This window comes from Antrihabitans cavernicola (assembly GCF_008297975.1).
Taxonomy (GTDB): domain Bacteria; phylum Actinomycetota; class Actinomycetes; order Mycobacteriales; family Mycobacteriaceae; genus Antrihabitans; species Antrihabitans cavernicola.
Genome location: NZ_VLNY01000003.1, coordinates 516,961 through 539,464 on the forward strand (window position 1 = coordinate 516,961; position 22,504 = coordinate 539,464).

Here is a 22,504-nt window from a genome sequence, read left to right on the forward strand (position 1 = left end):
GACGCCGTGTCCTACATCGACCTCGACGGCATCAGAACTCACTACGACGTGTTCGGCTCCGGTGACCCCGTCGTCTTGCTACACGGTGGACTGGCCGGTGCGGAGTCGTGGTTCGCCCAGCAACAACCGCTGGGCGATGCCGGCTATCAGGTGCATGTGCCGGAGCGGCGTGGTCATGGTCGGACTCCGGACGTCGAAGGTCCGCTGACGTACAGCGTGATGGCAGACGACACCGTTCGCTACCTCGATGCCGTGGTCGGTGGCCCGGCTCATCTGATCGGCTGGAGCGACGGTGCAGTGGTCGCGGCGCTGGTAGCGATGCGCAGGCCCGATCTTGCGCGGCGAATCGTGTTGATAGGTCAGTACTTCGACGACGACGGCAAGATGCCGGACGGCGTCGTCGATGGATTGGCCGCGTGGCGCACCGATCCGCCCGACTTCCTCGTCGCGCAATACGCGGCAACGTCACCCGACGGCGTCGATCATCTGCCGGTCTTCCTAGGCAAGGTGTTCGACATGTGGGATCGCGAGCCGACGATTCCGATCGCGGACTTCGCGTCCATCACAGCGCCGACCCTTGTGCTGCAAGGAGATTGCGACGACGTGACCGTCGAGCACAGCACCGCCATCGCCCGGGCTGTGGCGAACGGCCGATTGGCTGTGCTACCCGGCACGCATGCGCTGCCCGTCGAGTGCCCAGACGTCGTAAACCCGTTGCTGCTCAGTTTTCTGGCTCACGATGCACCGCGTGTGATGGGGGCATGACGAGCGGCGCAGCGACGGCCAGCAACACAGCGGGTACGACGAACGCGAGGACGTGATGGGTGCCGTACACCGGCGTCAGCAGCAGGGGAGTCATTGCGGCACCGGTGAAGCGGAACGCTTGGACCACCGACACCGCACCTGATCGGTTGGCGCTGCGAGATCCCAATACGGCAGCGTTGACACCGACCAGAACGAACTGCGCGGCAACACCTGCCAGTGCCCAGGCCAGCGCGGTGACGACGAGTTGGCCTGCCGTGCCGACGACAGCGACAAGTCCACCGCCGACCACCGCGCCGATGATCACGGCGCGTCGAGCACCGATGGCATCGATCGCGGTACCGACGGGTCTAGCCGCGAGAATGCCTGCCATTCCAAAGCAGGTCAGCAGCACACCGCGTGCGGTGGGGCCGAGGCCGAACGCGTCCTCGGCACGAAACGCCAACAGGAAGTTCAGTCCGCCGAGGGCGCCCCATCCGATCAGCGCGATCACACCGACACGAATCACGTCGATACGCAACGCTTCTCGAAGGCGGATCGTCGTGTCGGCCGGGATCGCGGAGACGGAATCGGGCAGACCGATCACGCCGAGCACCGCGGCGACCGCGGCGATCAGGATGAACGCCAGCCGCCAATTCACCTCTGCCGCAAGCCCGCCGACCAGCGGCGCACTCGTCTGACCGGCTGCTTGCAGGGCGCCGAACGTTCCGAGCACCCGCCCGAGGCGTTGCCGTGGCGTCAAGGCGGCGAGCGCAGCCAACAGCAGCGGCGTGGTGAAGGCGTTGGCACAGCCCTGCAGGACACGGGCACCCAGTAAGAGTGCGAGAGTCGGTGCGAAGACGCACGCGATCGATGCCAACACGTATACCGCATAGGCGATGCGAACTGTGCGAACGCGGCCCCATCGCGCACCGAGGGTTCCCGACACCAACATCGTTGCTGCGAAAGGAAAGAGGTATGCCGTCAGCGATGTCGATGCCGAATTGGCGCTGACGCCGAGATCGGCGCCGAGCTCTGGAAGCATTGCTGCGACCACGCCGCCGCCGAACGGGCCGAGGAAGCCGCCTGCGTACAACGCCGCGATCTGCAGCGAGTCGCGCCTCACAAACCGAAGCTTCCTGGCCCCCGTCGGCGCAGATACTTCTCGAACTCGGCGGCGATCGCGTCGCCGTCGATCTTGGCTATGTCCTTGGAGATGTCGATTTCGGCGTCACCGCGTTCTTCGAGCGTCCGCACGTATTCGGCGATCTCTTCGTCTTCCGTCGTCATCTCGGAAACGGCTTCTTCCCAGTCCTCTGCTTGGGACGGCAACTCGCCAAGCGGGACCTCGATGTCGAGTACGTCCTCGACGCGTTGCAGCAGTGCGATGGTCGCCTTCGGATTCGGGGGTTGCGAAACGTAGTGGGGGACCGCCGCCCAGAACGACACGGCAGGCACGCCGGCCTTTACACAGTGATCCTGCAGCACACCGGTGATGCCGGTAGGCCCTTCGTAGCGCGTCTGTTCCAGATTGAAGCGCTCGGCGGCTTCCTTGCTGTAAGCCGAACCGGTCACCGGCACCGGACGCGTGTGGGGAGTGTCGGCGAGAAGAGCGCCCAGGATGACCACCGTCGTCACGCCGAGCTGATCGACGAACTCCAGCAGCTCGTCGCAGAAGCTGCGCCAGCGCATGTTGGGCTCGATCCCGCGGAGCAGCACCACGTCGCGATCGCTGCCTTTCGGCGAACACACCGACAGCGTCGTCGCGGGCCACGCGATCTCGCGGGTGACGCCGTCCACCTGACGGACTGTGGGACGGTTGACCTGGTAGTCGTAGTAGTCCTCGGAGTCGAGTTCCGCGAGGGGCTCTGCGTCCCAGATCAACTCCAGATGCTCCACCGCCCCGCTTGCCGCATCGCCCGCGTCGTTCCAGCCTTCGAAGGCGGCGACGAGGATCGGATTGCGCAGCGTGGGGATGTCGGGGTCCGGCGTGACCGGGATCTCGGAGGAACTCACCTCGTCAGCCTACGACCAGGGCTGTCGGCACCGACCACTACGCTGGGCTACATGTCTGCATCGTCGGGGAGCTCCGCAGGCTCTGCGCCAGCCCCCTTCCACTCGGCCCTTCTCGATGCGCTGCGCCAGCGCGTCGTCATCGGTGATGGGGCAATGGGGACGATGTTGCAGGATGCCGATCTCACTCTGGACGACTTTCTGGGCCTCGAAGGCTGCAACGAGATTCTCAACGAAACCCGTCCTGACGTGCTACGACATATCCACCGCGCATATTTCGAAGCCGGTGCGGACGCCGTCGAGACCAACACCTTCGGTTGCAACCTGCCCAACCTCGCCGATTACGACATTTCGGACAGGATTCGGGAGTTGTCCGAAAAGGGCACCAGGTTGGCGCGCGAGGTTGCCGACGAGATGGGTCCCGGTCGCGACGGGATGGGCCGATTCGTCCTCGGCTCGATGGGCCCGGGTACCAAGCTGCCGACGTTGGGCCATGCGCCGTATTCCGCGCTGCGCGACGCGTACACCGAGGCCGCGCTGGGCATGATCGACGGGGGAGCGGACGCAATCCTGGTCGAGACAGCGCAGGACCTGTTGCAGGTGAAAGCCGCGGTCATCGGCAGTCAGAACGCGATGAAGCAGTTGGACCGGCGGTTGCCGATCATCACCCACGTCACAGTGGAAACCACCGGAACCATGTTGCTGGGCAGCGAGATCGGTGCTGCGCTGACCGCGCTCGAGCCGCTCGGAATCGACCTGATCGGGTTGAACTGCGCAACCGGACCCGCCGAGATGAGCGAACACCTGCGGCATCTGTCGAAGTACTCGACGTTGCCGGTGTCGGTGATGCCGAATGCCGGTCTGCCGCAATTGGGTCCGAACGGTGCGGAATATCCGCTGACACCGGAAGAGTTGGCGGCCGCCCTGAGCGGGTTCGTGCGCGAGTTCGGATTGGCTCTGGTCGGCGGTTGCTGCGGTACGACGCCGGAGCACATTCGGCAGGTAGCCGACGCTGTGCACGATGTCGAGAAGGCCGTGCGGAAACCGGTGCACGAGGCGAGTGTGTCGTCGCTGTACTCGCAGGTTCCGTTCGAGCAGGATGCCAGCATCCTGATGATCGGTGAGCGGACCAACTCCAACGGGTCCAAGGCTTTTCGCGACGCAATGCTTTCTGCCGACTACGAGAAGTGCCTCGACATCGCGAAGGATCAAACGCGCGACGGTGCGCACATGCTCGACCTCAACATCGACTACGTAGGCCGTGACGGCGCGGCAGACATGGCCGAACTCGCCAGTCGCTTGGCGACGGCATCGACCCTGCCGATCATGCTGGACTCCACCGAGCCCGAGGTGTTGAAGGCCGGGCTCGAGCATCTGGGTGGCCGGTGCGCGATCAACTCGGTGAACTACGAGGACGGCACCGGCCCGGATTCGCGGTTCCAAAAGATCATGCGATTGGTGAAGGAACATGGCGCAGCCGTCGTCGCCCTGACCATCGACGAGGAAGGCCAGGCACGAACCGCCGAGTGGAAGGTTCGCGTCGCCGAGCGGTTGATCGAGGACATCACGACCAACTGGGGTCTCGCCGAGTCCGACATCATCATCGATGCGCTCACCTTCCCGATCTCCACGGGTCAGGAAGAAGTGCGCCGCGACGGCATAGAGACGATCGAGGCGATTCGCCGACTGAAGGCGAGCCACCCGGATCTGCACTTCACGCTGGGTATTTCGAATATTTCGTTCGGCTTGAATCCCGCTGCTCGGCAGGTGCTGAACTCGGTGTTCCTGCACGAGTGCACGGAAGCGGGCCTGGACACGGCGATCGTGCATGCTTCGAAGATTCTGCCGATGGCGCGGATCCCGGACGAGCATCGTGAGGTGGCACTCGATCTGGTCTACGACCGTCGCCGCGAGGGTTACGACCCCCTGCAGAAACTGATGGAACTGTTCGAGGGCGTGTCGGCTGCCGGGGCGCGTGAGACGCGGGCGCAGGAACTTGCCGGGCTGCCTCTGTTCGAACGGCTGGAGCGGCGCATCGTCGACGGTGAGCGCAACGGTCTCGATGCCGACCTCGACGAGGCGATGCAGAACACGCCGCCGCTCGAGATCATCAACGGCACACTGCTTTCCGGTATGAAAACGGTCGGTGAGCTGTTCGGGTCCGGTCAGATGCAGCTGCCGTTCGTGTTGCAGTCGGCGGAGGTCATGAAGGCCGCGGTCGCCTATCTGGAGCCGCACATGGAGGCCTCCGACGACGACGGCAAGGGTCGCATCGTGTTGGCCACCGTCAAGGGCGACGTGCACGACATCGGTAAGAACCTGGTCGACATCATCTTGAGCAACAACGGCTACGAGGTGGTCAATCTCGGTATCAAGCAACCGATTTCGTCGATCCTCGAAGCTGCGATCGACAAGCGGGCAGATGTGATCGGGATGTCCGGCCTGCTGGTGAAGTCGACAGTCGTGATGAAGGAAAATCTGCTCGAGCTGAACTCTAAGGGTGTAGCCGAGCAGTTCCCGGTGTTGCTCGGTGGTGCCGCGCTGACGCGGTCCTACGTCGAGAACGATCTGACCGACGCGTACGAGGGCGATGTCAGCTATGCCCGCGACGCGTTCGAAGGTCTGCGGTTGATGGACACGATCATGACGCGCAAGCGTGGTGGCGGCCCGGACCCGGACAGCCCGGAGGCCATCAAGGAGCGCGAGAAGGCGGCCGAGCGTAAGGCGCGGCACGAACGTTCGAAGGCCATCGCCGAGAAGCGAAAGGCCGCAGAGGTTCCGGTCGTTGTGCCGGAGCGGTCCGACGTCGCAGCGGATCTGCCGGTGCCGACGCCGCCGTTCTGGGGGAACCGCATCGTGAAGGGCGTTGCCCTGTCTGAGTATTCGGGGCTCCTCGACGAACGCGCACTGTTCCTCGGCCAGTGGGGGCTTCGCGGGCAGAAGGCCGGCGATGGACCGACCTACGAGGAACTGGTCGAAACCGAGGGTAGGCCGCGGCTGCGGTACTGGCTGGATCGGTTGAGCACGGACGGCATCCTCGCCCATGCTGCGGTGGTCTACGGGTATTTCCCGGCTGTGTCCGAGGGCGACGACATCATCGTGCTCGACCGGCCCGATCCCGCAGGGGCAGAGCGCTTCCGGTTCACCTTCCCCCGCCAGCAGCGCGACAGGTTCCTGTGCATCGCGGACTTCATCAGGTCTCGCAAGGACGCCATGGAATCCGACCAGGTCGATGTGCTGCCGTTCCAGCTGGTGACGATGGGGCAGCCGATCGCCGATTTCGCGAACGAGTTGTTCGCCGCGAACTCGTACCGCGATTATCTCGAGGTGCACGGGATCGGCGTGCAACTCACCGAGGCGCTCGCCGAGTACTGGCACCGCCGCGTCCGTGAAGAACTGGTACTGCGCGGTCATTCGCTTGCCGAGGACGATCCGGCGGATGTGTTGGACTACTTCAAGCTCGGATATCGCGGTGCGCGTTACTCGTTCGGCTACGGTGCGTGCCCCGATCTGGAGGACCGTGCCAAGTTGGTCGCGCTGCTCGAGCCGGAACGCGTGGGCGTCACACTGTCCGAGGAGCTGCAGTTGCATCCGGAGCAGTCCACGGATGCCTTCGTTCTGCATCACCCCGAGGCGAAGTACTTCAACGCGTGAGCAACCTCGCCGGTGTTCTGTTCGATATGGACGGCACCCTTCTCGACTCCGAAAAGCTCTGGGACGTAGCGGTATACGAGTTGGCCGAGCATCTCGGCGGCGAGATGACCACGGCGATCAGGCACTCGCTGATCGGATCGTCGGGACCGAACGCGCTGAAGATCATCTTCGAGGCGTTCGACCTGCAGCCATATCCGGCGGCTCTGGACGACGCCGGTCGGTGGTTGGAGAAGCGGGTTACCGAGTTGTTCGAGAACGGCATTCCGTGGCGACCGGGCGCCAAGGATGCCCTGGCAATGGTGCGTGACAGCGGGTTGAGCACGGCATTGGTGACCAATACCAAGCGTTCGCTGACCGAGTACGGGCTCGACACGATCGGCCGGGAGTATTTCGACGTCACCGTGTGTGGCGACGAGGTGGACAACGGGAAGCCCGCCGCTGACCCGTACCTTCGAGCGGTTCGATTGTTGGGCCTGGCCGCGCAGGCGTGTCTGGCGATCGAGGACTCGCCGACGGGCACGCTGTCCGCGGAGGCGGCTGGCTGCTCGGTGCTGATCGTGCCGTGTGAGATTGCCGTGCCGGATGGACCGGGCCGGGCGTTTCGCGAAAGCTTGGTCGGACTGGAGCTCGCACACCTGCACGAGGCGATGAGATGACACCGCAAGAGATTTTCGAGCAGTACCTGTTCGCCGGAATGACGCGTAACGCCGATGCGCAAGCAGCACTCTTCACCGAGGACGGGGTGCTGGAGGCACCGCTGGCGGATCCTCATGGTGTGTTTCCGCGCAGGCTCGCCGGTAGGAAGGCGATCAGGGACGGCTTGTCGACGTTCCATGCGCGTGCCGGCGCTGACGTGGCCGGTCAGGTCGACGTCGATCACTCTCGCTATGTTCTGCACGCCACCGAAGAGCCCGAAGTATTCGTCGTCGAAATCGACGTGATGGTGGACGGTGCGATGCAGTCGTTGGTCCAGATCTACCGCTTGCGCGACGAAAAGATCGTGCTTCTGCGCGACTTCTTCGCCCCCGACTCGGTGCGCTGACCCACAGCCCTGGCGATTTGTCGTTGCGCGCCGTGAAAGAATGGCTAGCCGTGAAGACCTTCGAATCCCTGTTCGCCGAGCTCCAGGACCGCGCTGCCAACCGCCCGGAAGGATCGGGCACCGTTGCTGCGCTCGACGCAGGCGTCCATGCGCAGGGCAAGAAGGTTCTCGAAGAGGCAGGCGAAGTGTGGATCGCGGCCGAGCACGAGAGTGATGAGGCGCTGTCGGAGGAGATCTCGCAGCTGCTGTACTGGGTGCAGGTGCTGATGGTGGGTCGGGGTTTGACGCTCGACGACGTATACCGACATCTGTGATCGGTTCGTCTCGCTCCCTTCTCACTCACTCCGAAAGGCCACGACCGTGAACGACAAGCCCTCGCTGCTGCGCGTCGCAGTACCCAACAAAGGTGCACTCTCCGAGTCCGCCGCTGAAATTCTGTCCGAGGCCGGCTACCGCCGCCGCACCGATTCGCGCGATCTGACAGTCCTGGATCCCGCGAATCAAGTCGAGTTCTTCTTCTTGCGCCCCAAGGACATTGCCATCTACGTCGGCTCGGGCGAGCTGGATCTCGGGATCACCGGGCGCGACCTCGCGCTCGATTCCGGTGCGCCCGTCGAAGAGAAGTTGGCGCTCGGCTTCGGCCGGTCGACATTTCGCTACGCGGCGCCGGAAGGCCGGCCGTGGACGCCGAACGACCTTGGCGGCCTGCGGATTGCGACGTCGTACCCGAATCTTGTTCGTGCCGATCTGGCCGCTCGCGGCCTCGAGGCAGAGGTCATCCGGTTGGACGGCGCCGTCGAGATCTCGATCCAGCTGGGTGTGGCCGACGCGATCGCCGATGTGGTCGGCTCGGGTCGAACCCTTCGTCAACATAACCTGGTGGCGTTCGGCGAATCGCTGTGCGACTCCGAGGGTGTGCTGATTCAGCGCGCGGGTGCCGAGAGCGATGATCGCATTCGAAACCAGCTGGTCGCGAGGGTGCAGGGCGTCGTTTTTGCGCAGCAGTATCTGATGCTCGACTACGACTGCCCGCGCGCGTTGCTCGACAAAGCAGTCACGATCACGCCGGGCCTCGAGTCGCCGACGGTGTCGCCGCTGGCGGACGAGGGATGGGTTGCGGTGCGAGCGATGGTGCCGCGGAAGGTGCACAACAGTGTCATGGACGAGCTCGCCGAGATGGGTGCGAAAGCGATTCTCGCGTCGGATATCAGGTCGTGCCGGGCGTTCTGAATTTCAAGGCTAGAACAGCGGCTTCATGAACGACCACAGGCCACCCTCGGGATCTCGGGCGCTGTACTCGCGGTATCCGTAGGGCATGTCGGTCGGCGGATAGAGGATGTCGGCATTCTGCGCCACCGCGTGCGAGTAGTGAGCATCGACATCGTCGACCATGACTGCAGTGGTCCCAGTCGATGCTCCGAGCGCCTGCGGCGACGCGAGGTGAAACTCCGGGGACACTTGATGTAGCCAGATCATTCCGTCCCCTGCGTCCACCTCGCCGTGCACACATCGGCCTGCGTCGTCGTAATCGAGCCGTCCCGGTCCGAGGCCGAATACGCGGACCAAGTAGGCGTGAATTGCTGTGATGTCGTCATACACGAGGATCGATATCCTGCGTTCTACGGTGCTGTCGAGCATGGTCATTTCCTCCATTGTTTCGATGAGTTCGTCGGCGGTGGGTGGTGTGTCGCAGGCCAGGGACCCGATCATCCCGGCCAGACGGCGCCGGAGCTGTCCGCCGACGGCAACCTGGTGGTCGATCAATTCGAGGTGTCTGCGCAGTGCGTGTTCGAGGTCCCATCCCGGATCGTCGAGCACTCGGGCTATCTCATCCAGCGCGAACCCGATCTTGCGCAGAAGGCAGATCCGGTACAGCCTGTGCACGTCATCGGAGCCGTACAGCCGGTGGCCACCCTCGGAGCGGCGTGACGGTTGCAGCAAACCGATCTGGTCGTAGTAGCGAAGGGCGCGGACGGTCAATCCGGAGTCGTGCGCGAGTTCGCCGACCTTGAACGTGCCATCAATTGCCGTCATTCCCACAACGCTAGGACGTGACGTGGCGTCACTTGCAAGTCTGGACCTGTGAGCTGCAGAAACTCGTTGCATTCGTACATGTGTGCGAGTAGAATTGAGGCATGGTCCGGGGGGAATCCGCAACATCGACAGAGACAGATTTAGCAATTCTCGATGCAATGGCCACAGCTGCGGCGTTCGAGAATCGGGCAGCGTTTCGGAAGGTGAACGCGGCCGCATTCGTGTGGGATGCGTGGCTCGAGCGTGATGCCCAACTCGGTGTCGACGACATCGTCGATTGCGGCAACAACGCACTCGCCGAAATCGCGGTGCGGTTGGGGTGTTCGAAGACGATGGCGGAGAACTTCGCCACAGTCGGCATGGATCTACGTCTTCGGCTGCCGCTGGTACGTGAGGTGTTCGCCGCTGGCATGTTGGATTACGCACGGGTGTCGAAAATCTGTCGGGCGACGTGTGGATTTCGACAGGCAACCGTCGATGCGGCGGTCCGCGACATCGTGGCCGCTGCAGCATCGCTGTCACCGGGCCCTTTGGGTGCGGCGATCGATCAGATTTTGACCCGGATCGCACCCGAGGAAGTCGCGGAGCGGCGGATCGAGGCTACGCGGTTCCGGAAGCTCCGCAAACGTCGTGATGGTGACCTCGGTGTGTCGAAGCGGTGATGTCGCCCGAAGAGTGCGAAGCGACGTGGCAGCGAATCGCCGAAGTCGCCGACACGGTCTGCAAACACGACCAACGCAACAGGCAGTACCGGTTGGTGGATGCGTTCATGGCGTTGATTCATGGTGAGAACCGTTTGCGCTGCCTGTGCGAACGTGATGATTGTGTGGCGGCGACAACCCCGACCGACAAACGGCGAACCCCGTTGGTGCAGATAAGCATCGACGTCGCTACCTTGTTGGGGTTGCTGTCCAATCCCGCGTATCTCGAAGGCTACGGACCGATCGACCCCGCGTTGGCCAGGGAGTTGGCGAAGGACGGAACCTGGCAGACGATGTTGACCGAGGCGCTGGAAATGGCACGCAAGCTCGGGCTTGTGGACGACGACGTCGAGGCGGCAACGCCGGAACCTGAACGAGCCCAGCCCGATCCGGAACCAGAGGCACCGAAACCTGCAGCGCCTAAGCCGCCACGTATGTGTTCCGTTGTCTTCCACGCCCGCGGCAAGCGACGCAGAGCCGGGTGGCTACCGGAATACGGATCCACGCCGGCCCTGACGGATCCGTCGACTGCGGAACTTTCAGCCGAGGCGGTGGCGGAGCTGGTCGCCAAGGCGATCGCGAAAGATCCCAAGCTCGCGAATGGCGAGCATCCCGACGGTCACGGCGGCCATGAGAAGCCGCCACCGGGCGCCCTCGACTACCGGCCCGATGCCGAGACCGTGGCGATCGTGCGGGCCCGGGATCGGCATTGCCGATTCCCGGGCTGCCGAATGCCGGCGAAGAAGTGTCAGGTTGATCATGTCATCCCGTTTCGGCATCACGCCCCGCACGCGGGTGGGTGGACGATCCCATCGAACCTGCAGTGCCTGTGTGCGTTTCACCACCAACTCAAAACGATGAAACTCTGGACCGCGAAAATGCTGCCCGGCGGCATCATCATCTGGACATCGAGCTACGGAACCACCCACATCACGCTCCCCGACGGTGGAATGACTGCGTCACCACCCGATCCCGATCTCCAACCGAAAGTCTTCAACGGACCCGAACCCTGGGAACCGTCGGAGATCGACCAAGGTGAAGCGCCGTTCTGAGTGGCGTCAGGTGTTGTGCTGGTACCGACACCACTGGCCGCCAAGGTCTTTCAGGTTGCCCCAGTGGCGGCCTGGACTCGCTGTCCAGAAGATCAGGGGATGGCCCGCAGGGAGGGGTGTGATGTTGGGCGCACCTTCCGGAGGATGATCATCTGCAAGCTGCTCGAACGACCTATCAAAGAACAGGCGGCACAGTGGCAGGTCGGTCGGTTTCGACTTCGGAAATAGACAAACGCTGGGATGCGTGGACTCCCGCCGAGGTCGCACAGCGACTCTCAGGAGTCGCCGCTTCTTGGTACGTGGCTGCTGGATGGGCGCTGCATCTATTTTCCGACAGCGCAGCCCGTGAACATGCTGACACCGAAATCGCTATCCCAGCAGAGGGATTCAACGAAATCATGGACGCGCTACCCGACTTCGAATGGGATGTCGTCGGCGACGGGAGAATCTGGCCCTTTCCCGAGCAACGCGCCATTCATTTCCAAACTTGGCTGCGCGAGCCCGCGACGGGGATCTACCGCCTCGACGTCTTCCGTGAACCAAGCATCGATGAACATTGGGTATGTCGACGTGACGCAACGATCACCCTGCCTTACCGCGAACTCATTCTCCACAGCAGCAACGGCATCCCATACGTCATACCCGAGGTGGCATTGCTCTTCAAAGCCAAACATCTGCGACCGAAGGACGCGGCTGACTTCTACAACGTGCTTCCCGCGATGGACCAGGCCCGGCGATCACGGCTCCACAGTTGGCTGTCCAAAGTCCACCCTGGCCACCCCTGGATTGAAATCCTCGCAAGCTGCAACTCTTGACAATTCTCGCTAACGACCGGACTCGGTGGCCGTTCTGTCACAACGGAATCAATTCGGCCAAGCGACGCCGAGATTCCGAACTAGCCGACAACGCTCGCGAAAGTTGCTGCCACGCTTGCCGAACACGTTCTTCATCTCGTCGCAGCTGCGACTGTGCAAGTGCCAGCTGACGCCGCTCTGCGTATCGCAGCGTCTCGACACGGTCTTGGTCGAGCAGGGTCATGAAGAGATCGGGATGCACCCAGAACATCGATTCCCCCTTGCGTGGAATGGGACTACGGTCGCGTCGGGAATCCGTGTAGCAGCAGCATCACCGGCTCGCGGCCATCGACCTCCGCCGTTGCCTTTCCCTTGGCGCGCCACTTGTCGATCACATTGCGAAGCTCATCCTCGAACAATTGAGTCTCGTCGGGTGTCAGGCGCAGCAAGTCGTCGCTGGCGAACGCGGCTCGTTGCCAGTCCTCGCTCCACGTTGCGCTCGACTCGTCGTACTCCCGCAGTCGTCCCCACTGATGCGCAATCATCGCGCGACGGCCGGCGCCGACCGCCTCGACCGCCTCGGGGGAGTCTGCGAAATCGTCACGGGCAAAGGTGAATCCGCCTTCGGCTGCCTGCCACCAACGCTCACGTCGATCGCCACCTGCATCGGTCGCCTCCATGGCGAAGCCATGCGCGGCGAGCTGACGCATGTGATAACTCACGGACGCGGGGGATTCATCGACGATCTTGCCGAGTTGCGTCGCCGTCATCGGGCCGTCGATCTTGAGCGCATAGATCAGTCGCAAACGGACCGGATGCGACAGCGCTTTCAGATCAGCCAACTGATCGAGACGTTTCGTATCGGCAGGCTGCTTGCGTTCGGGCATAACGCAACCATAGTCCGAAAGAAATATTGCGCAATACTTCTTTCGAAGTTCTACTCCGACACCTCACTCGCAACTTCTTCGAGCAACACTGCGTCTTCGGTGCCGAAATCGGTCGGCCAACCCGGATATGGGGGAGGCGTACCGCCGAAGGCCGGGCACAACGATTTGTAGTCGCACCAGCCACAAAGCTTGCTGGGGTTGGGGCGAAAGTCGCCCGTCTCGCCCGCCGACAAGATTGCCTTCCACATTGCCGACAACGTGCGCTCGAACCTGCGTAGCTCGCCCTCGTCGGGCTCGTAGGTGAGGATCGTGCCGTTCGCCAGGTAGATCAGCCGCAACTGCGTCGGCACGATGCCACGCGTTCGCAAGATCACCAACGCATAGAACTTCATCTGGAACAGCGCTTTCGACTCACGCAGCGCACTCGGAACCCGTCCGGTTTTGTAGTCGACCACGCGCACCTGGCCGGTCGGCGCAACATCGATTCGATCGACGAAGCCGCGCAGCAACACGCCATCGTCCAACTCGGTTTCGACGCGTAGCTCGCACGATTCCGGCTCGAACCTCGTCGGATCTTCCAACCTGTAGTAGTCGGTGATGAGGGTGCGCGCCTCGTCGAGGAATTCGGTGCGCTCCTCGGCAGTAATCAACTCGGCCAACTCGGGGGAATCCTCGACAAGGCGGTCCCACGCCGGATCGACGAGCGCGGTCGCCGAGTCCGGCACACGCTCGGCGGCAGGCAGCCCGTAGAGCGCCTCGAGAGCCGCATGTACCACCGTGCCGCGCGCGGCTGCACGCGACGGCGGCTCGGCGATGTGATCGACAGCGCGCAGACGGTATTTCAGCGGGCACTGCTTGAAATCGCCGGCACGAGACGGAGACAGCGCGGGCCTGCGGACGGTGGGGGCAGGGGGTGCTGTCGAGGTCATACCTGGCAGGGTATGCCGAAGGTCGGACAATCTTTCCGGGCACACGCCGGGAATTCAGAGGAGCGAACAACTCACATGACGGCGAGACGTAGTGGGCCCTTTCAGGTCGGCGATCGAGTTCAGCTGACCGACGGGAAGGGTCGGCACTACACAGTCGTCTTGGAGGCCGGCAAGGATTTCCACACCCACCGCGGCGGACTGCAGCACGACGATCTGATCGGCACCGACGAGGGCAGCGTGGTCAAGTCGGCGAACGGCACGCCCTACCTCGCGCTGCGTCCACTTCTCGTCGACTACGTGCTGTCGATGCCACGCGGCGCTCAGGTGATCTACCCGAAAGACGCCGCGCAGATCGTCCACGAAGGCGACGTGTTCCCTGGCGCCCGCGTCTTGGAGGCCGGCGCGGGATCGGGTGCACTCACGTGTTCGTTGCTACGCGCCGTCGGTCCGGACGGTCGCGTCATCTCCTACGAGGTCCGTGACGACCACGCCGAACACGCCGTGCGCAACGTCGAGACGTTCTTCGGCGGCCGACCGGACAACTGGGATCTGACGATTGCTGATGTTGCCGACTTCGACGCTGCAACCGAGGGCGGGCTCGTCGATCGCGCCGTACTCGACATGCTCGCGCCGTGGGAGGCCCTACCGAGCGTCAAGAACGCCTTGGTCCCAGGCGGCGTGCTCATCGTTTACGTGGCGACGGTGACCCAGCTCTCGAAGGTGGTCGAAGCCCTGCGTGAGCAGGAGTGCTGGACCGAGCCGCGCTCGTGGGAATCGATAGTGCGTGGCTGGCACGTGGTGGGCCTGGCGGTCCGCCCCGAGCACCGAATGCAGGGGCACACCGCGTTCCTCGTGAGTGCCCGGCGACTGGCCGAAGGCACCGTCACGCCCAAGCCGCAGCGGCGAGCATCAAAGGGCTGACACCCGCCGCGCGGCGCGAAAGTTAAGAGCAGGGAGCGCGACCCATGGCGAGCAGCTGGCAGTTGCTCGCGTCCGACAACTTCCAGGTTCCGCCGACATTCTCCCAGGTCATCGACAGCGGCGCGCTGCCATGCGGTGAGGTGACAGTGACCTTGGCGTCGGCTTTGTTGCCCTCGACCTTGATGTCCGCGACAGCGAACGTCACGGGATAGTTGGCAAGCCCCTGCGTCATCGTGGTGATGTTCGCGAGTCGGGCGTCGCCGTTGACGACGGTCGCCGCTTTCTCGGTCGCCGACTTGACCGGATCGGCGAGCAGAGTGAGCGAGTCCTGCAGCTGCTGGGCGCTCGGGGCATCGGCTGCCGGAGCTGCGGCAACCGCCGACGAGGACGCGACCGTACTGGATGCGGCGGCGGAATCGGTGCTGTCGTCACTGCTGCAGCTTGCGAGCCCCAACGCTGCGACAATGGCGACAGTTGCGAAAAGATGTTTGCGGAGAATCACTTTCAGGCCTTTCAGCTCAGCGGTTGCACAAAGGTAGCCCGCTTAGGAAGGCGAGCCTAACATGGTGGGTTCGCCCGATTCCGTTGCTGCATTAGTGATCAGCTTGCAACGGGTGTCGGAAAGCGTAAAGGCCGTCGTACCGGTAGCGTTGAAAGACCGGAACTGGGAGGAGTGGCACATGAGCCCCACAGAGAATTCGGATTCGGCCGCCTGGAGAGAGCTGGACGCTCTGCGCGCCGAAGCCGCTGCACTCCGCCGCCAACTTGCCGAGTCGCCAGACCGCTCGCGTGAGTTGGAATCGCGAGTCGATTCACTGACGATCCGCAACACCAAGTTGATGGACACCCTCAAAGAGGCTCGCCAGCAACTCATCGCGTTGCGCGAAGAGGTCGATCGGCTCGGCCAACCGCCGAGTGGCTACGGCGTCCTGCTGAGCGTGCACGAAGACCAGACGGTCGACGTATTTACCTCCGGTCGCAAGATGCGCCTCACTTGCTCACCCAACATCGAAACCGAAACCCTGCTGCAGGGTCAGACGGTGCGCCTCAACGAGGCGCTCACGATCGTCGAGGCAGGCACCTTCGAGCGCGTCGGTGAGATCACGACGCTGCGCGAGATCCTCGACGGCAACCGCGCCCTTGTGGTCGGTCACGCCGACGAAGAGCGCGTCGTGTGGTTGGCCGAGCCGCTGGCCAAGGTCTCCGAGATCGACGACGTCGAAGATCCCGATTCGCCCATTCGCAAGCTCCGTCCAGGAGACTCGCTGTTGGTCGACACCAAGTCCGGCTTCGCCTTCGAGCGGGTTCCCAAGGCTGAGGTGGAAGACCTTGTCCTCGAAGAGGTCCCCGACGTGGGCTACGAGGACATCGGTGGTCTGGGCAGGCAGATCGAGCAGATTCGCGACGCCGTCGAGCTGCCGTTCCTGCACAAGGATCTGTTCCGCGAGTACTCGCTGCGGCCGCCGAAGGGTGTCCTGCTCTACGGGCCCCCCGGCTGCGGTAAGACGCTGATCGCCAAGGCGGTCGCCAACTCGTTGGCCAAGAAAATCGCCGAAGCTCGTGGCCAGGATGCGAAGGAAGCAAAGTCCTACTTCCTCAACATCAAGGGTCCCGAGCTGCTCAACAAGTTCGTCGGCGAAACCGAGCGTCACATCCGGATCATCTTCCAGCGGGCACGCGAGAAGGCGTCCGAAGGCACTCCGGTGATCGTGTTCTTCGACGAGATGGACTCGATCTTCCGTACGCGCGGCTCGGGCGTCTCGTCCGATGTCGAGACGACGGTGGTTCCGCAGCTGTTGAGCGAGATCGACGGCGTCGAGGGCCTGGAGAACGTGATCGTGATCGGTGCCTCGAACCGTGAGGACATGATCGATCCTGCAATCCTGCGACCCGGTCGACTGGACGTGAAGATCAAGATCGAGCGGCCGGACGCGGAATCGGCTCAGGACATCTTCTCCAAGTACCTGGTGGAGACCTTGCCGGTGAACGCCGACGATCTCGCCGAGTTCGGTGGCGACCGCGGTGCATGCATCCGAGCGATGATCGAGAAGGTCGTCGATCGCATGTACGCGGAGAGCGAAGACAACCGCTTTCTCGAGGTCACCTACGCCAACGGGGACAAAGAAGTCCTGTACTTCAAGGACTTCAACTCGGGAGCGATGATTCAGAACATCGTGGACCGGTCGAAGAAGTACGCCATCAAGTCGGTCCTCGACACCGGTGCGCCCGGCTTGCGGATCCAGCACCTATTCGATTCCATCGTCGACGAGTTCTCGGAGAACGAGGACCTGCCGAACACCACCAACCCCGACGACTGGGCACGTATTTCCGGCAAGAAGGGCGAGCGGATCGTCTACATCCGCACGCTGGTCACCGGCAAGAATGCGAGTGCCAGTCGCGCGATCGACACGGAGTCGAACACCGGCCAGTACCTGTAGCAAACACTGGGCGCACCGTGGATGAATACTGACGTGATGGATCACGTCTTCTACCCATGGAGTGCGCAGGCAGAGCTGGCACCGATCACCGTCAAAGGTGGCTCGGGGGCATGGTTCTGGGACGACGCAGGTAACCGCTACCTGGACTTCTCGTCGCAGTTCGTGAACCTGAACCTGGGCCACCAACACCCCGACCTGGTGGCGGCCATCGTCGATCAGGCGCACACGTTGGCCACCATCTCGCCGACGGTAGCCAACGACAAACGCAGTCGGCTCGCGCAACTGATAGTGGAGCGATCGCCCGGCGATCTGAACCGGGTCTTCTTCACGACGGGTGGTGCGGAAGCCGTCGAGCACGCGGTGCGATTGGCCAAGCAGCACACCGGACGCACCAAGATGCTGGCCGCCTACCGCTCGTATCACGGCGGCACCGGGGTCGCGATCGGGTTGACGGGCGAGCCACGGCGATGGGACGCCGAACCGACCAACGTCGACGTCGTCAGATTCTTCGGCCCGTACCTGTATCGATCGCCATGGGGCGCGTCGACGCTGGAAGCGGAATGTGCTGCGGCGCTGTCACATCTGGAGCAAGTGATCGAGCTGGAAGGGCCGCAGAACATCGCAGGCCTCATCCTGGAGTCGGTCACCGGAACCAACGGCGTGCTCGTGCCGCCACCCGGCTATCTCGCCGGTGTTCGCGAACTGTGCACGCGGCACGGCATCGTCTACATCGCTGACGAAGTGATGGTGGGCTTCGGGCGGGTCGGCGAATGGTTCGGGATCAACGCGTTCGGGGTGGCACCCGATCTGATCACCTTCGCAAAGGGCGTGAACTCCGGCTACGTACCGCTCGGCGGGGTAGTGATGTCCGAGCGGATCGCCGAACGCTTCGATCACCGGGTGTATCCGGGCGGACTCACCTACGCCGGACATCCGCTGGCCTGCGCCGTGGGCGTTGCCACCATCGAGGTATTCGAACGCGACGCGATTCTCGATCACGTCAGGACCGTCGGCGCCGAAGTGTTGGGTGCGGGCTTGGCCCGACTTGCCGACAAGCACTCGAGTGTCGGGGAGGTGCGAGGCGGAGGCTTCTTCTGGGCTGTCGAGCTGGTCCGGAACCCCGACACTCGGGAAGCATTGATTCCGTTCGCGGCGACCGGCACCGCGGCAGCTCCGATGGCCGCCGTCGTTCGCGAATCGAAACGCCGCGGACTGTGGCCGTTCGTGGCGGCGAATCGCCTGCAGATGGCACCGCCGCTGATCACGACGGCCGACGAAATCCGCACTGGGCTCGACATTCTCGACGGCGTTCTCGATGTCGCCGACTCGTATATGGACCGGAGTTGACCATTCCTTTAGAGTTCTGAAAGTGCAGGTACAACTTCGCCATAATCCCGCATCGACCGTGGCCCGGTGCTTCCTCGCTCCCAGTGAGCCGCTCCGTGTCGAAAGTGGTGCGATGCTCGCTCATTCACCCGGCGTGCAGCTGCAAGCCAAAGCCGAAGGCGGCATCATGGCCGGCCTGAAACGATCTGTGCTGGCGGGGGAGTCGTTCTTCGTGACCACCTACACCGCTCCGCAGCAGGGCGGGTGGGTCGACGTCGCCGCAGCGCTGCCCGGCGATGCCTTCGCCCTGCCGATCACTCCCGATCGACCGTTCTTCCTCAACCGCGGCGGCTGGCTTGCCAGCTCGCACGGTGTCGAGGTAGAGAGCAAGTTCGGAGGAATGGCGAACCTGTTCGGCGGCGAGGGCGGCTTCGGTCTGCGCGCGTCCGGTAACGGCGAGGTGGTGCTCGGTGTGTACGGCGCGATCGATGTGGTCGACCTTCAGCCCGGCGAGCCCATCACCATCGACACCGGACATGTCGTCGCCTACGACCTCGCCATGAACTTCACGATGCGCCGTGCGGTGCAAGGACGTTCGATCCAATCGCTGAAGTCCGGCGAAGGCTTCGTCTTCGATTTCGTCGGGCCCGGCCGGGTGCTGTTGCAGACCCGCAACCCCAGTGCGTTCGCATCGTGGATCATCGGGATGGTTCCGAAGAGTTAGCTCCGAAGAGCTGACTCAGCCTTGTAACCTGTTGGCGCGCAAGACCAGATAGCGCTGCTCTTGCACGCTCGCGGTGGTCTTCGCTGCCTGCAGGTACGCCGCGCGTGCAGCTCCCGGCTCGTCCGCGAGTTCGAGCAGGTGCGCCTTCGCGGCGGCCAAGCGGTGCGACTTGTTGATGCGATCGTCGGAATCGAGTGTCGCCAACAGGTCCAACCCTGCCCGTGGGCCTGCCACCATCGCCAGTGCGACAGCACGATTCAGCGTGATGACCGGCCCGGGTGTCAACTTCTCCAAGACCCCGTACAACGCCAGAATCTGTGGCCAGTCGGTCTCGTCGGCGGAGGTCGCCTCGTCGTGTACGGCGGCAATCGCCGCTTGGAGTTGGTAGGAACCGACCGGCGTTTTGCCGAGCGTCCGACCGATCGTCGCAATACCTTCGTCGATCATCGCGGTGTCCCACAGGTCGCGCTGCTGCTCCGCCAGCGGCACCAGCGAGCCGTCATGTGTGGTCCGCGCTGCTCGTCGTGCGTCGGTGAGCAGCATCAACGCCAGCAGGCCCGCCGCCTCGCCTTCCGCAGGCAGCAATTGGTGGAGGAGCCGAGTCAGGCGAATCGCTTCCGTTGTCAGATCGGTGCGGTTGACGGTCGGACCGGACGACGCCGAATAGCCTTCGTTGAACATGAGATACAACACGTGCAGGACGACGCGGAGGCGTTCGGCGCGCTCGGCCGCCGGCGGTAGATCGAACCGAGCACCAGCCTTCTTGACGCTCTGCTTGGCACGGCTGATCCGTTGCGCCATGGTCGCTTCCGGAACCAGGAAGGCATTCGCGATCTCCGCCGTGGTCAGACCGCCGACGGCGCGCAGCGTCAGAGCCAGCTGGCTCGGCTCGGAGAGCGCGGGATGGCAGCACAGGAACAGCAACGTGGTGGTGTCGTCCTGGCCGGATGCCTGCGGCTGCTCGGGAACATCCATCACCGCCGCGGACTCTTCACGACGACGACGCGACGACTCGCTGCGCCATTCGTCGATCAGCCGTCGTGACGCCACGGCACTGAGCCACGAGCGGGGATTGTCGGGAACACCGTCGTCCGGCCACTGCTGTGCTGCCGCGAGCAGGGCCTCCTGAACTGCGTCCTCGCAGGCGTCGAACTGTCCGTGCCGACGAATCAGCATGCCGAGGACCTGCGGCGCGAGCTCGCGCAGCAGGTCCTCGATCCGTCGATCTTCCTTCACACAGGCTCCGGCGGCGCATCGGCGACTCGGCGCAACTCCACCGGCTGTTGGATCTGATTCACGATCTTCGACGTGATGGCGATCGCCCGTTCCTCGCTCTCGACGTCGACGATCCAGAATCCGATCAGCGACTCCTTGGTCTCGGCGAACGGTCCGTCGGTGGGCACCGGAATCGCGTTCTGTATGCGCACGGTTTTTGCCTGGGTGGAATCGACAAGCCCCTCGGCGAAGACGAATTCGCCGGATTCGACCAGGTCGCTGTTCAGATTGTGCATGAACGCGATCATGTCCCGAACCCACTCGGGCGTCTGGGTTTCCATCATCGTTCCCGCGTCGCCGAACATCATGATCATGTATTTCATGGCACTACCCTCTCGTGAATCGGCGCCCGATGTGGGTCGCTCGCGAAAGTAGGTCGGAGACGATGCCGATTTCTCGACACCGCTACTTCCCGTCCAACTCCTCGGCCCACAGTTCGTGTTCGTCTTCGGCCCACTTTCGGGTCACCGAGCCACGGAGCATGCCGCGCATCGCTTCTCGATCACGCAGCGCGTAAGCGAGGTGCCCGAGGACCAACAGCCCGAACGCCAACGCGAACCAGTCGTGGACGAAGGTAGCGCCTGTTCGCCACGTGAGTCGCGTCCAGTCCGGGAAATACATCACGATGCCGGTTCCGAGGAGCACCAGAATCGATCCTGCGCTCAGTGCTGCGTTGAGCTTCTGGCCTGCGTTGAACTTACCTACCCGAGTCCCGGCGAAGCGTCTGGTCTTGGACCGCAACCACTTCCAGTCGTCGCGGGTGAACCGATTCAGCCTGCCCAGATCGGCACGGTAGGCCGCGGAGACCAGTCCGGCGATCAACGGAACGGGAAGGGCGAATCCGCACCATACGTGAATCAGCTCGACCGTATGCCGATTGCCGATCAGCACGGCAAGCGAACTGTTGTAGAGCACGGCGGCGGTCAGAATGCAGACGATCACCAGAACGCCTGTCAGCCAATGCACTCCGCGTTCGACCCGACCGAATCGGCGCAGGTCGCGAGCGTCGCCCTCAGCTGGTCGGGTCATCGTTCCGCCCGTTCGACTTGCCGACCCAACCATCGATCGAATACCCCCGCGGCTCCCAATAGCCCGGCACGACAGTGGAAGTCAGCTCGATCCCGGACAGCCATTTGATGCTCTTGTACCCGTACATCGGCGCGACATAGAGCCGTACCGGCCCGCCGTGATCATGCGTGACAGGCCCGTCGATCATGGTGAGCGCCACGATGACGTCGTCGCGTCGCGCCTGCTCCATCGTGAGGCTTTCGGTGTAGGTGCCGTCGAACGACGTGAACCGCACGGCTGTCGCATCTTTCGTGGGCTGCACGGCATCGAGCAGGTCGGCCAGTCGGACGCCGCTCCACGTCACCTCGGGAACACGCCAGCCGGTGACGCACTGGAAATCGCGAACCAGCGTGGTCTGCGGCATCGCCTGCAGATCGGCGAGTGTGAGCGACGATTTCCTCGCGACCAGTCCGCCGATGTCGAGTCGGTAGGTCGCGGCGTCGCGCTTGGGCGCACCCCAGGTGACCGAGTAGAAGCGGAAGGTATTGCCGACCGGGATCAATCCGATCAGCCCGGTGGGATCGTGCGTGCCGATCGGGCCCAGAACCGCGGCGAGCCCCTTCTGCACGGCTCCGCCACCCACCACACCCGCGGCGCCGACAGCAAGCAACCCCAACACGATCCGCCGGCCCACCGGCGCACCTCGGGAGTTCGCTTCGGGCTGCACGACTTCCACTGTCCACCCACTCGGCATCCGGGGCTACTGTCGGGTCATGAAGAACCCGATCCTGGTGGTAGTCGGTGTGATCGTTGCTCTTGCGGGCTTGCTGTTCTTCCTGCAGGGCATCGGCGTGGTGTCCGGTAGTGGGATGAGCAATACGACGACGTGGTCGATCCTCGGACCGATCATCGCGATCGTCGGCGTCTTGGTCGCCTTGCGCGGTTCGGGGCGCATACGACGGTGA

General features: G+C 63.5%; 25 protein-coding genes. 14 read left to right on the top strand and 11 right to left on the bottom strand.

Features of this window, described 5'->3' with window-relative positions; genetic code table 11:
• Positions 1-6 precede the first annotated feature (6 nt).
• Complete coding sequence (locus FOY51_RS09655; protein WP_149429979.1) at positions 7-765, top strand: alpha/beta fold hydrolase; 759 nt, start codon at positions 7-9, stop codon at positions 763-765.
• On the opposite strand, the gene FOY51_RS09660 is transcribed toward FOY51_RS09655, so the two are convergent.
• Positions 722-1,867 carry an MFS transporter gene (locus FOY51_RS09660; RefSeq protein ID WP_235916216.1) on the bottom strand — a complete coding sequence of 382 codons (1,146 nt, stop codon included), beginning with the start codon at positions 1,865-1,867 and terminating at the stop codon, positions 722-724. The two genes, FOY51_RS09655 and FOY51_RS09660, sit on opposite strands and share 44 nt — an antisense overlap.
• A complete protein-coding gene (locus FOY51_RS09665) occupies positions 1,864-2,757 on the bottom strand; it encodes a PAC2 family protein (protein ID WP_149429980.1) in 894 nt (297 codons plus the stop codon). The genes FOY51_RS09660 and FOY51_RS09665 overlap by 4 nt, the downstream gene beginning before the upstream one ends.
• Before the next feature lie 51 nt (positions 2,758-2,808).
• Here FOY51_RS09665 and metH point away from each other — a divergent pair, with 51 nt between their 5' ends.
• The 5 genes from metH to hisG all read left to right on the top strand — a co-directional run bounded on the left by metH (position 2,809) and on the right by hisG (position 8,680).
• Positions 2,809-6,408 (top strand): methionine synthase, encoded by a 3,600-nt coding sequence (metH, locus tag FOY51_RS09670; RefSeq protein WP_149429981.1) that lies wholly within the window; start codon positions 2,809-2,811, stop codon positions 6,406-6,408.
• Positions 6,405-7,064 carry an HAD family hydrolase gene (locus FOY51_RS09675; RefSeq protein ID WP_353961362.1) on the top strand — a complete coding sequence of 220 codons (660 nt, stop codon included), beginning with the start codon at positions 6,405-6,407 and terminating at the stop codon, positions 7,062-7,064. The genes metH and FOY51_RS09675 overlap by 4 nt, the downstream gene beginning before the upstream one ends.
• Positions 7,061-7,450, top strand: coding sequence for a nuclear transport factor 2 family protein (locus FOY51_RS09680; protein ID WP_149429982.1), 390 nt, complete (start codon positions 7,061-7,063; stop codon positions 7,448-7,450). The genes FOY51_RS09675 and FOY51_RS09680 overlap by 4 nt, the downstream gene beginning before the upstream one ends.
• A 32-nt stretch (positions 7,451-7,482) precedes the next feature.
• Positions 7,483-7,764 (top strand): phosphoribosyl-ATP diphosphatase, encoded by a 282-nt coding sequence (locus FOY51_RS09685; RefSeq protein ID WP_187776252.1) that lies wholly within the window; start codon positions 7,483-7,485, stop codon positions 7,762-7,764.
• Between the two features lie 64 nt (positions 7,765-7,828).
• Positions 7,829-8,680, top strand: coding sequence for an ATP phosphoribosyltransferase (gene hisG, locus FOY51_RS09690; RefSeq protein ID WP_149430064.1), 852 nt, complete (start codon positions 7,829-7,831; stop codon positions 8,678-8,680).
• A 9-nt stretch (positions 8,681-8,689) separates the two neighbouring features.
• On the opposite strand, the gene FOY51_RS09695 is transcribed toward hisG, so the two are convergent.
• Positions 8,690-9,484: a VOC family protein gene (locus tag FOY51_RS09695; protein WP_149429984.1), complete on the bottom strand. Its 795-nt coding sequence runs from the start codon at positions 9,482-9,484 to the stop codon at positions 8,690-8,692.
• 158 nt (positions 9,485-9,642) lie between these two features.
• Here FOY51_RS09695 and FOY51_RS27780 point away from each other — a divergent pair, with 158 nt between their 5' ends.
• The 3 genes from FOY51_RS27780 to FOY51_RS09710 all read left to right on the top strand — a co-directional run bounded on the left by FOY51_RS27780 (position 9,643) and on the right by FOY51_RS09710 (position 12,052).
• Complete coding sequence (locus FOY51_RS27780) at positions 9,643-10,146, top strand: DUF222 domain-containing protein (RefSeq protein WP_187776253.1); 504 nt, start codon at positions 9,643-9,645, stop codon at positions 10,144-10,146.
• Complete coding sequence (locus tag FOY51_RS09705) at positions 10,146-11,237, top strand: HNH endonuclease signature motif containing protein (protein ID WP_149429986.1); 1,092 nt, start codon at positions 10,146-10,148, stop codon at positions 11,235-11,237. Before FOY51_RS27780 ends, FOY51_RS09705 begins: the two co-directional genes overlap by 1 nt.
• 299 nt (positions 11,238-11,536) lie before the next feature.
• Positions 11,537-12,052: a hypothetical protein gene (locus FOY51_RS09710; RefSeq protein WP_235916217.1), complete on the top strand. Its 516-nt coding sequence runs from the start codon at positions 11,537-11,539 to the stop codon at positions 12,050-12,052.
• 37 nt (positions 12,053-12,089) lie between these two features.
• On the opposite strand, the gene FOY51_RS09715 is transcribed toward FOY51_RS09710, so the two are convergent.
• The 3 genes from FOY51_RS09715 to FOY51_RS09725 are packed head-to-tail and all read right to left on the bottom strand — an operon-like array spanning position 12,090 to position 13,847.
• Entirely contained in the window at positions 12,090-12,302 is a 213-nt protein-coding gene (locus FOY51_RS09715; RefSeq protein WP_149429988.1) for a hypothetical protein, read from the bottom strand.
• A 25-nt stretch (positions 12,303-12,327) separates the two neighbouring features.
• Positions 12,328-12,918, bottom strand: a complete 591-nt coding sequence (locus FOY51_RS09720) for a helix-turn-helix domain-containing protein (protein WP_235916218.1) — start codon at positions 12,916-12,918, stop codon at positions 12,328-12,330.
• Between the two features lie 50 nt (positions 12,919-12,968).
• A complete protein-coding gene (locus FOY51_RS09725) occupies positions 12,969-13,847 on the bottom strand; it encodes a RecB family exonuclease (protein ID WP_149429989.1) in 879 nt (292 codons plus the stop codon).
• A 75-nt stretch (positions 13,848-13,922) separates the two neighbouring features.
• Between FOY51_RS09725 and FOY51_RS09730 the strand changes: the two genes are divergently transcribed.
• A complete protein-coding gene (locus tag FOY51_RS09730) occupies positions 13,923-14,768 on the top strand; it encodes a tRNA (adenine-N1)-methyltransferase (RefSeq protein WP_149429990.1) in 846 nt (281 codons plus the stop codon).
• A 22-nt stretch (positions 14,769-14,790) separates the two neighbouring features.
• On the opposite strand, the gene FOY51_RS09735 is transcribed toward FOY51_RS09730, so the two are convergent.
• A complete protein-coding gene (locus tag FOY51_RS09735; RefSeq protein WP_149429991.1) occupies positions 14,791-15,270 on the bottom strand; it encodes a WKL family lipoprotein in 480 nt (159 codons plus the stop codon).
• A gap of 178 nt (positions 15,271-15,448) precedes the next feature.
• Here FOY51_RS09735 and arc point away from each other — a divergent pair, with 178 nt between their 5' ends.
• Genes arc through FOY51_RS09750 form a run of 3 tightly spaced genes read left to right on the top strand, consistent with a single transcriptional unit; the run spans position 15,449 to position 19,256 of the window.
• Positions 15,449-17,206 carry a proteasome ATPase gene (arc, locus tag FOY51_RS09740; RefSeq protein ID WP_149429992.1) on the top strand — a complete coding sequence of 586 codons (1,758 nt, stop codon included), beginning with the start codon at positions 15,449-15,451 and terminating at the stop codon, positions 17,204-17,206.
• Between the two features lie 21 nt (positions 17,207-17,227).
• A complete protein-coding gene (locus FOY51_RS09745; RefSeq protein WP_371830427.1) occupies positions 17,228-18,553 on the top strand; it encodes an aspartate aminotransferase family protein in 1,326 nt (441 codons plus the stop codon).
• 22 nt (positions 18,554-18,575) lie between these two features.
• On the top strand, positions 18,576-19,256 hold the full coding sequence (locus tag FOY51_RS09750) for a TIGR00266 family protein (RefSeq protein ID WP_149429993.1): 681 nt from the start codon (positions 18,576-18,578) through the stop codon (positions 19,254-19,256).
• A gap of 15 nt (positions 19,257-19,271) precedes the next feature.
• Here FOY51_RS09750 and FOY51_RS09755 read toward each other — a convergent pair whose 3' ends face one another.
• The 4 genes from FOY51_RS09755 to FOY51_RS09770 all read right to left on the bottom strand — a co-directional run bounded on the left by FOY51_RS09755 (position 19,272) and on the right by FOY51_RS09770 (position 22,233).
• Positions 19,272-20,492 carry an RNA polymerase sigma factor gene (locus FOY51_RS09755; RefSeq protein ID WP_149429994.1) on the bottom strand — a complete coding sequence of 407 codons (1,221 nt, stop codon included), beginning with the start codon at positions 20,490-20,492 and terminating at the stop codon, positions 19,272-19,274.
• Positions 20,489-20,854: a YciI family protein gene (locus FOY51_RS09760; RefSeq protein ID WP_149429995.1), complete on the bottom strand. Its 366-nt coding sequence runs from the start codon at positions 20,852-20,854 to the stop codon at positions 20,489-20,491. Before FOY51_RS09760 ends, FOY51_RS09755 begins: the two co-directional genes overlap by 4 nt.
• An 82-nt stretch (positions 20,855-20,936) precedes the next feature.
• A complete protein-coding gene (locus FOY51_RS09765; protein ID WP_149429996.1) occupies positions 20,937-21,560 on the bottom strand; it encodes a cytochrome b/b6 domain-containing protein in 624 nt (207 codons plus the stop codon).
• Positions 21,544-22,233, bottom strand: coding sequence for a molybdopterin-dependent oxidoreductase (locus tag FOY51_RS09770; RefSeq protein ID WP_149429997.1), 690 nt, complete (start codon positions 22,231-22,233; stop codon positions 21,544-21,546). Before FOY51_RS09770 ends, FOY51_RS09765 begins: the two co-directional genes overlap by 17 nt.
• 79 nt (positions 22,234-22,312) lie before the next feature.
• Between FOY51_RS09770 and FOY51_RS09775 the strand changes: the two genes are divergently transcribed.
• Positions 22,313-22,504: a hypothetical protein gene (locus FOY51_RS09775; RefSeq protein WP_149429998.1), complete on the top strand. Its 192-nt coding sequence runs from the start codon at positions 22,313-22,315 to the stop codon at positions 22,502-22,504.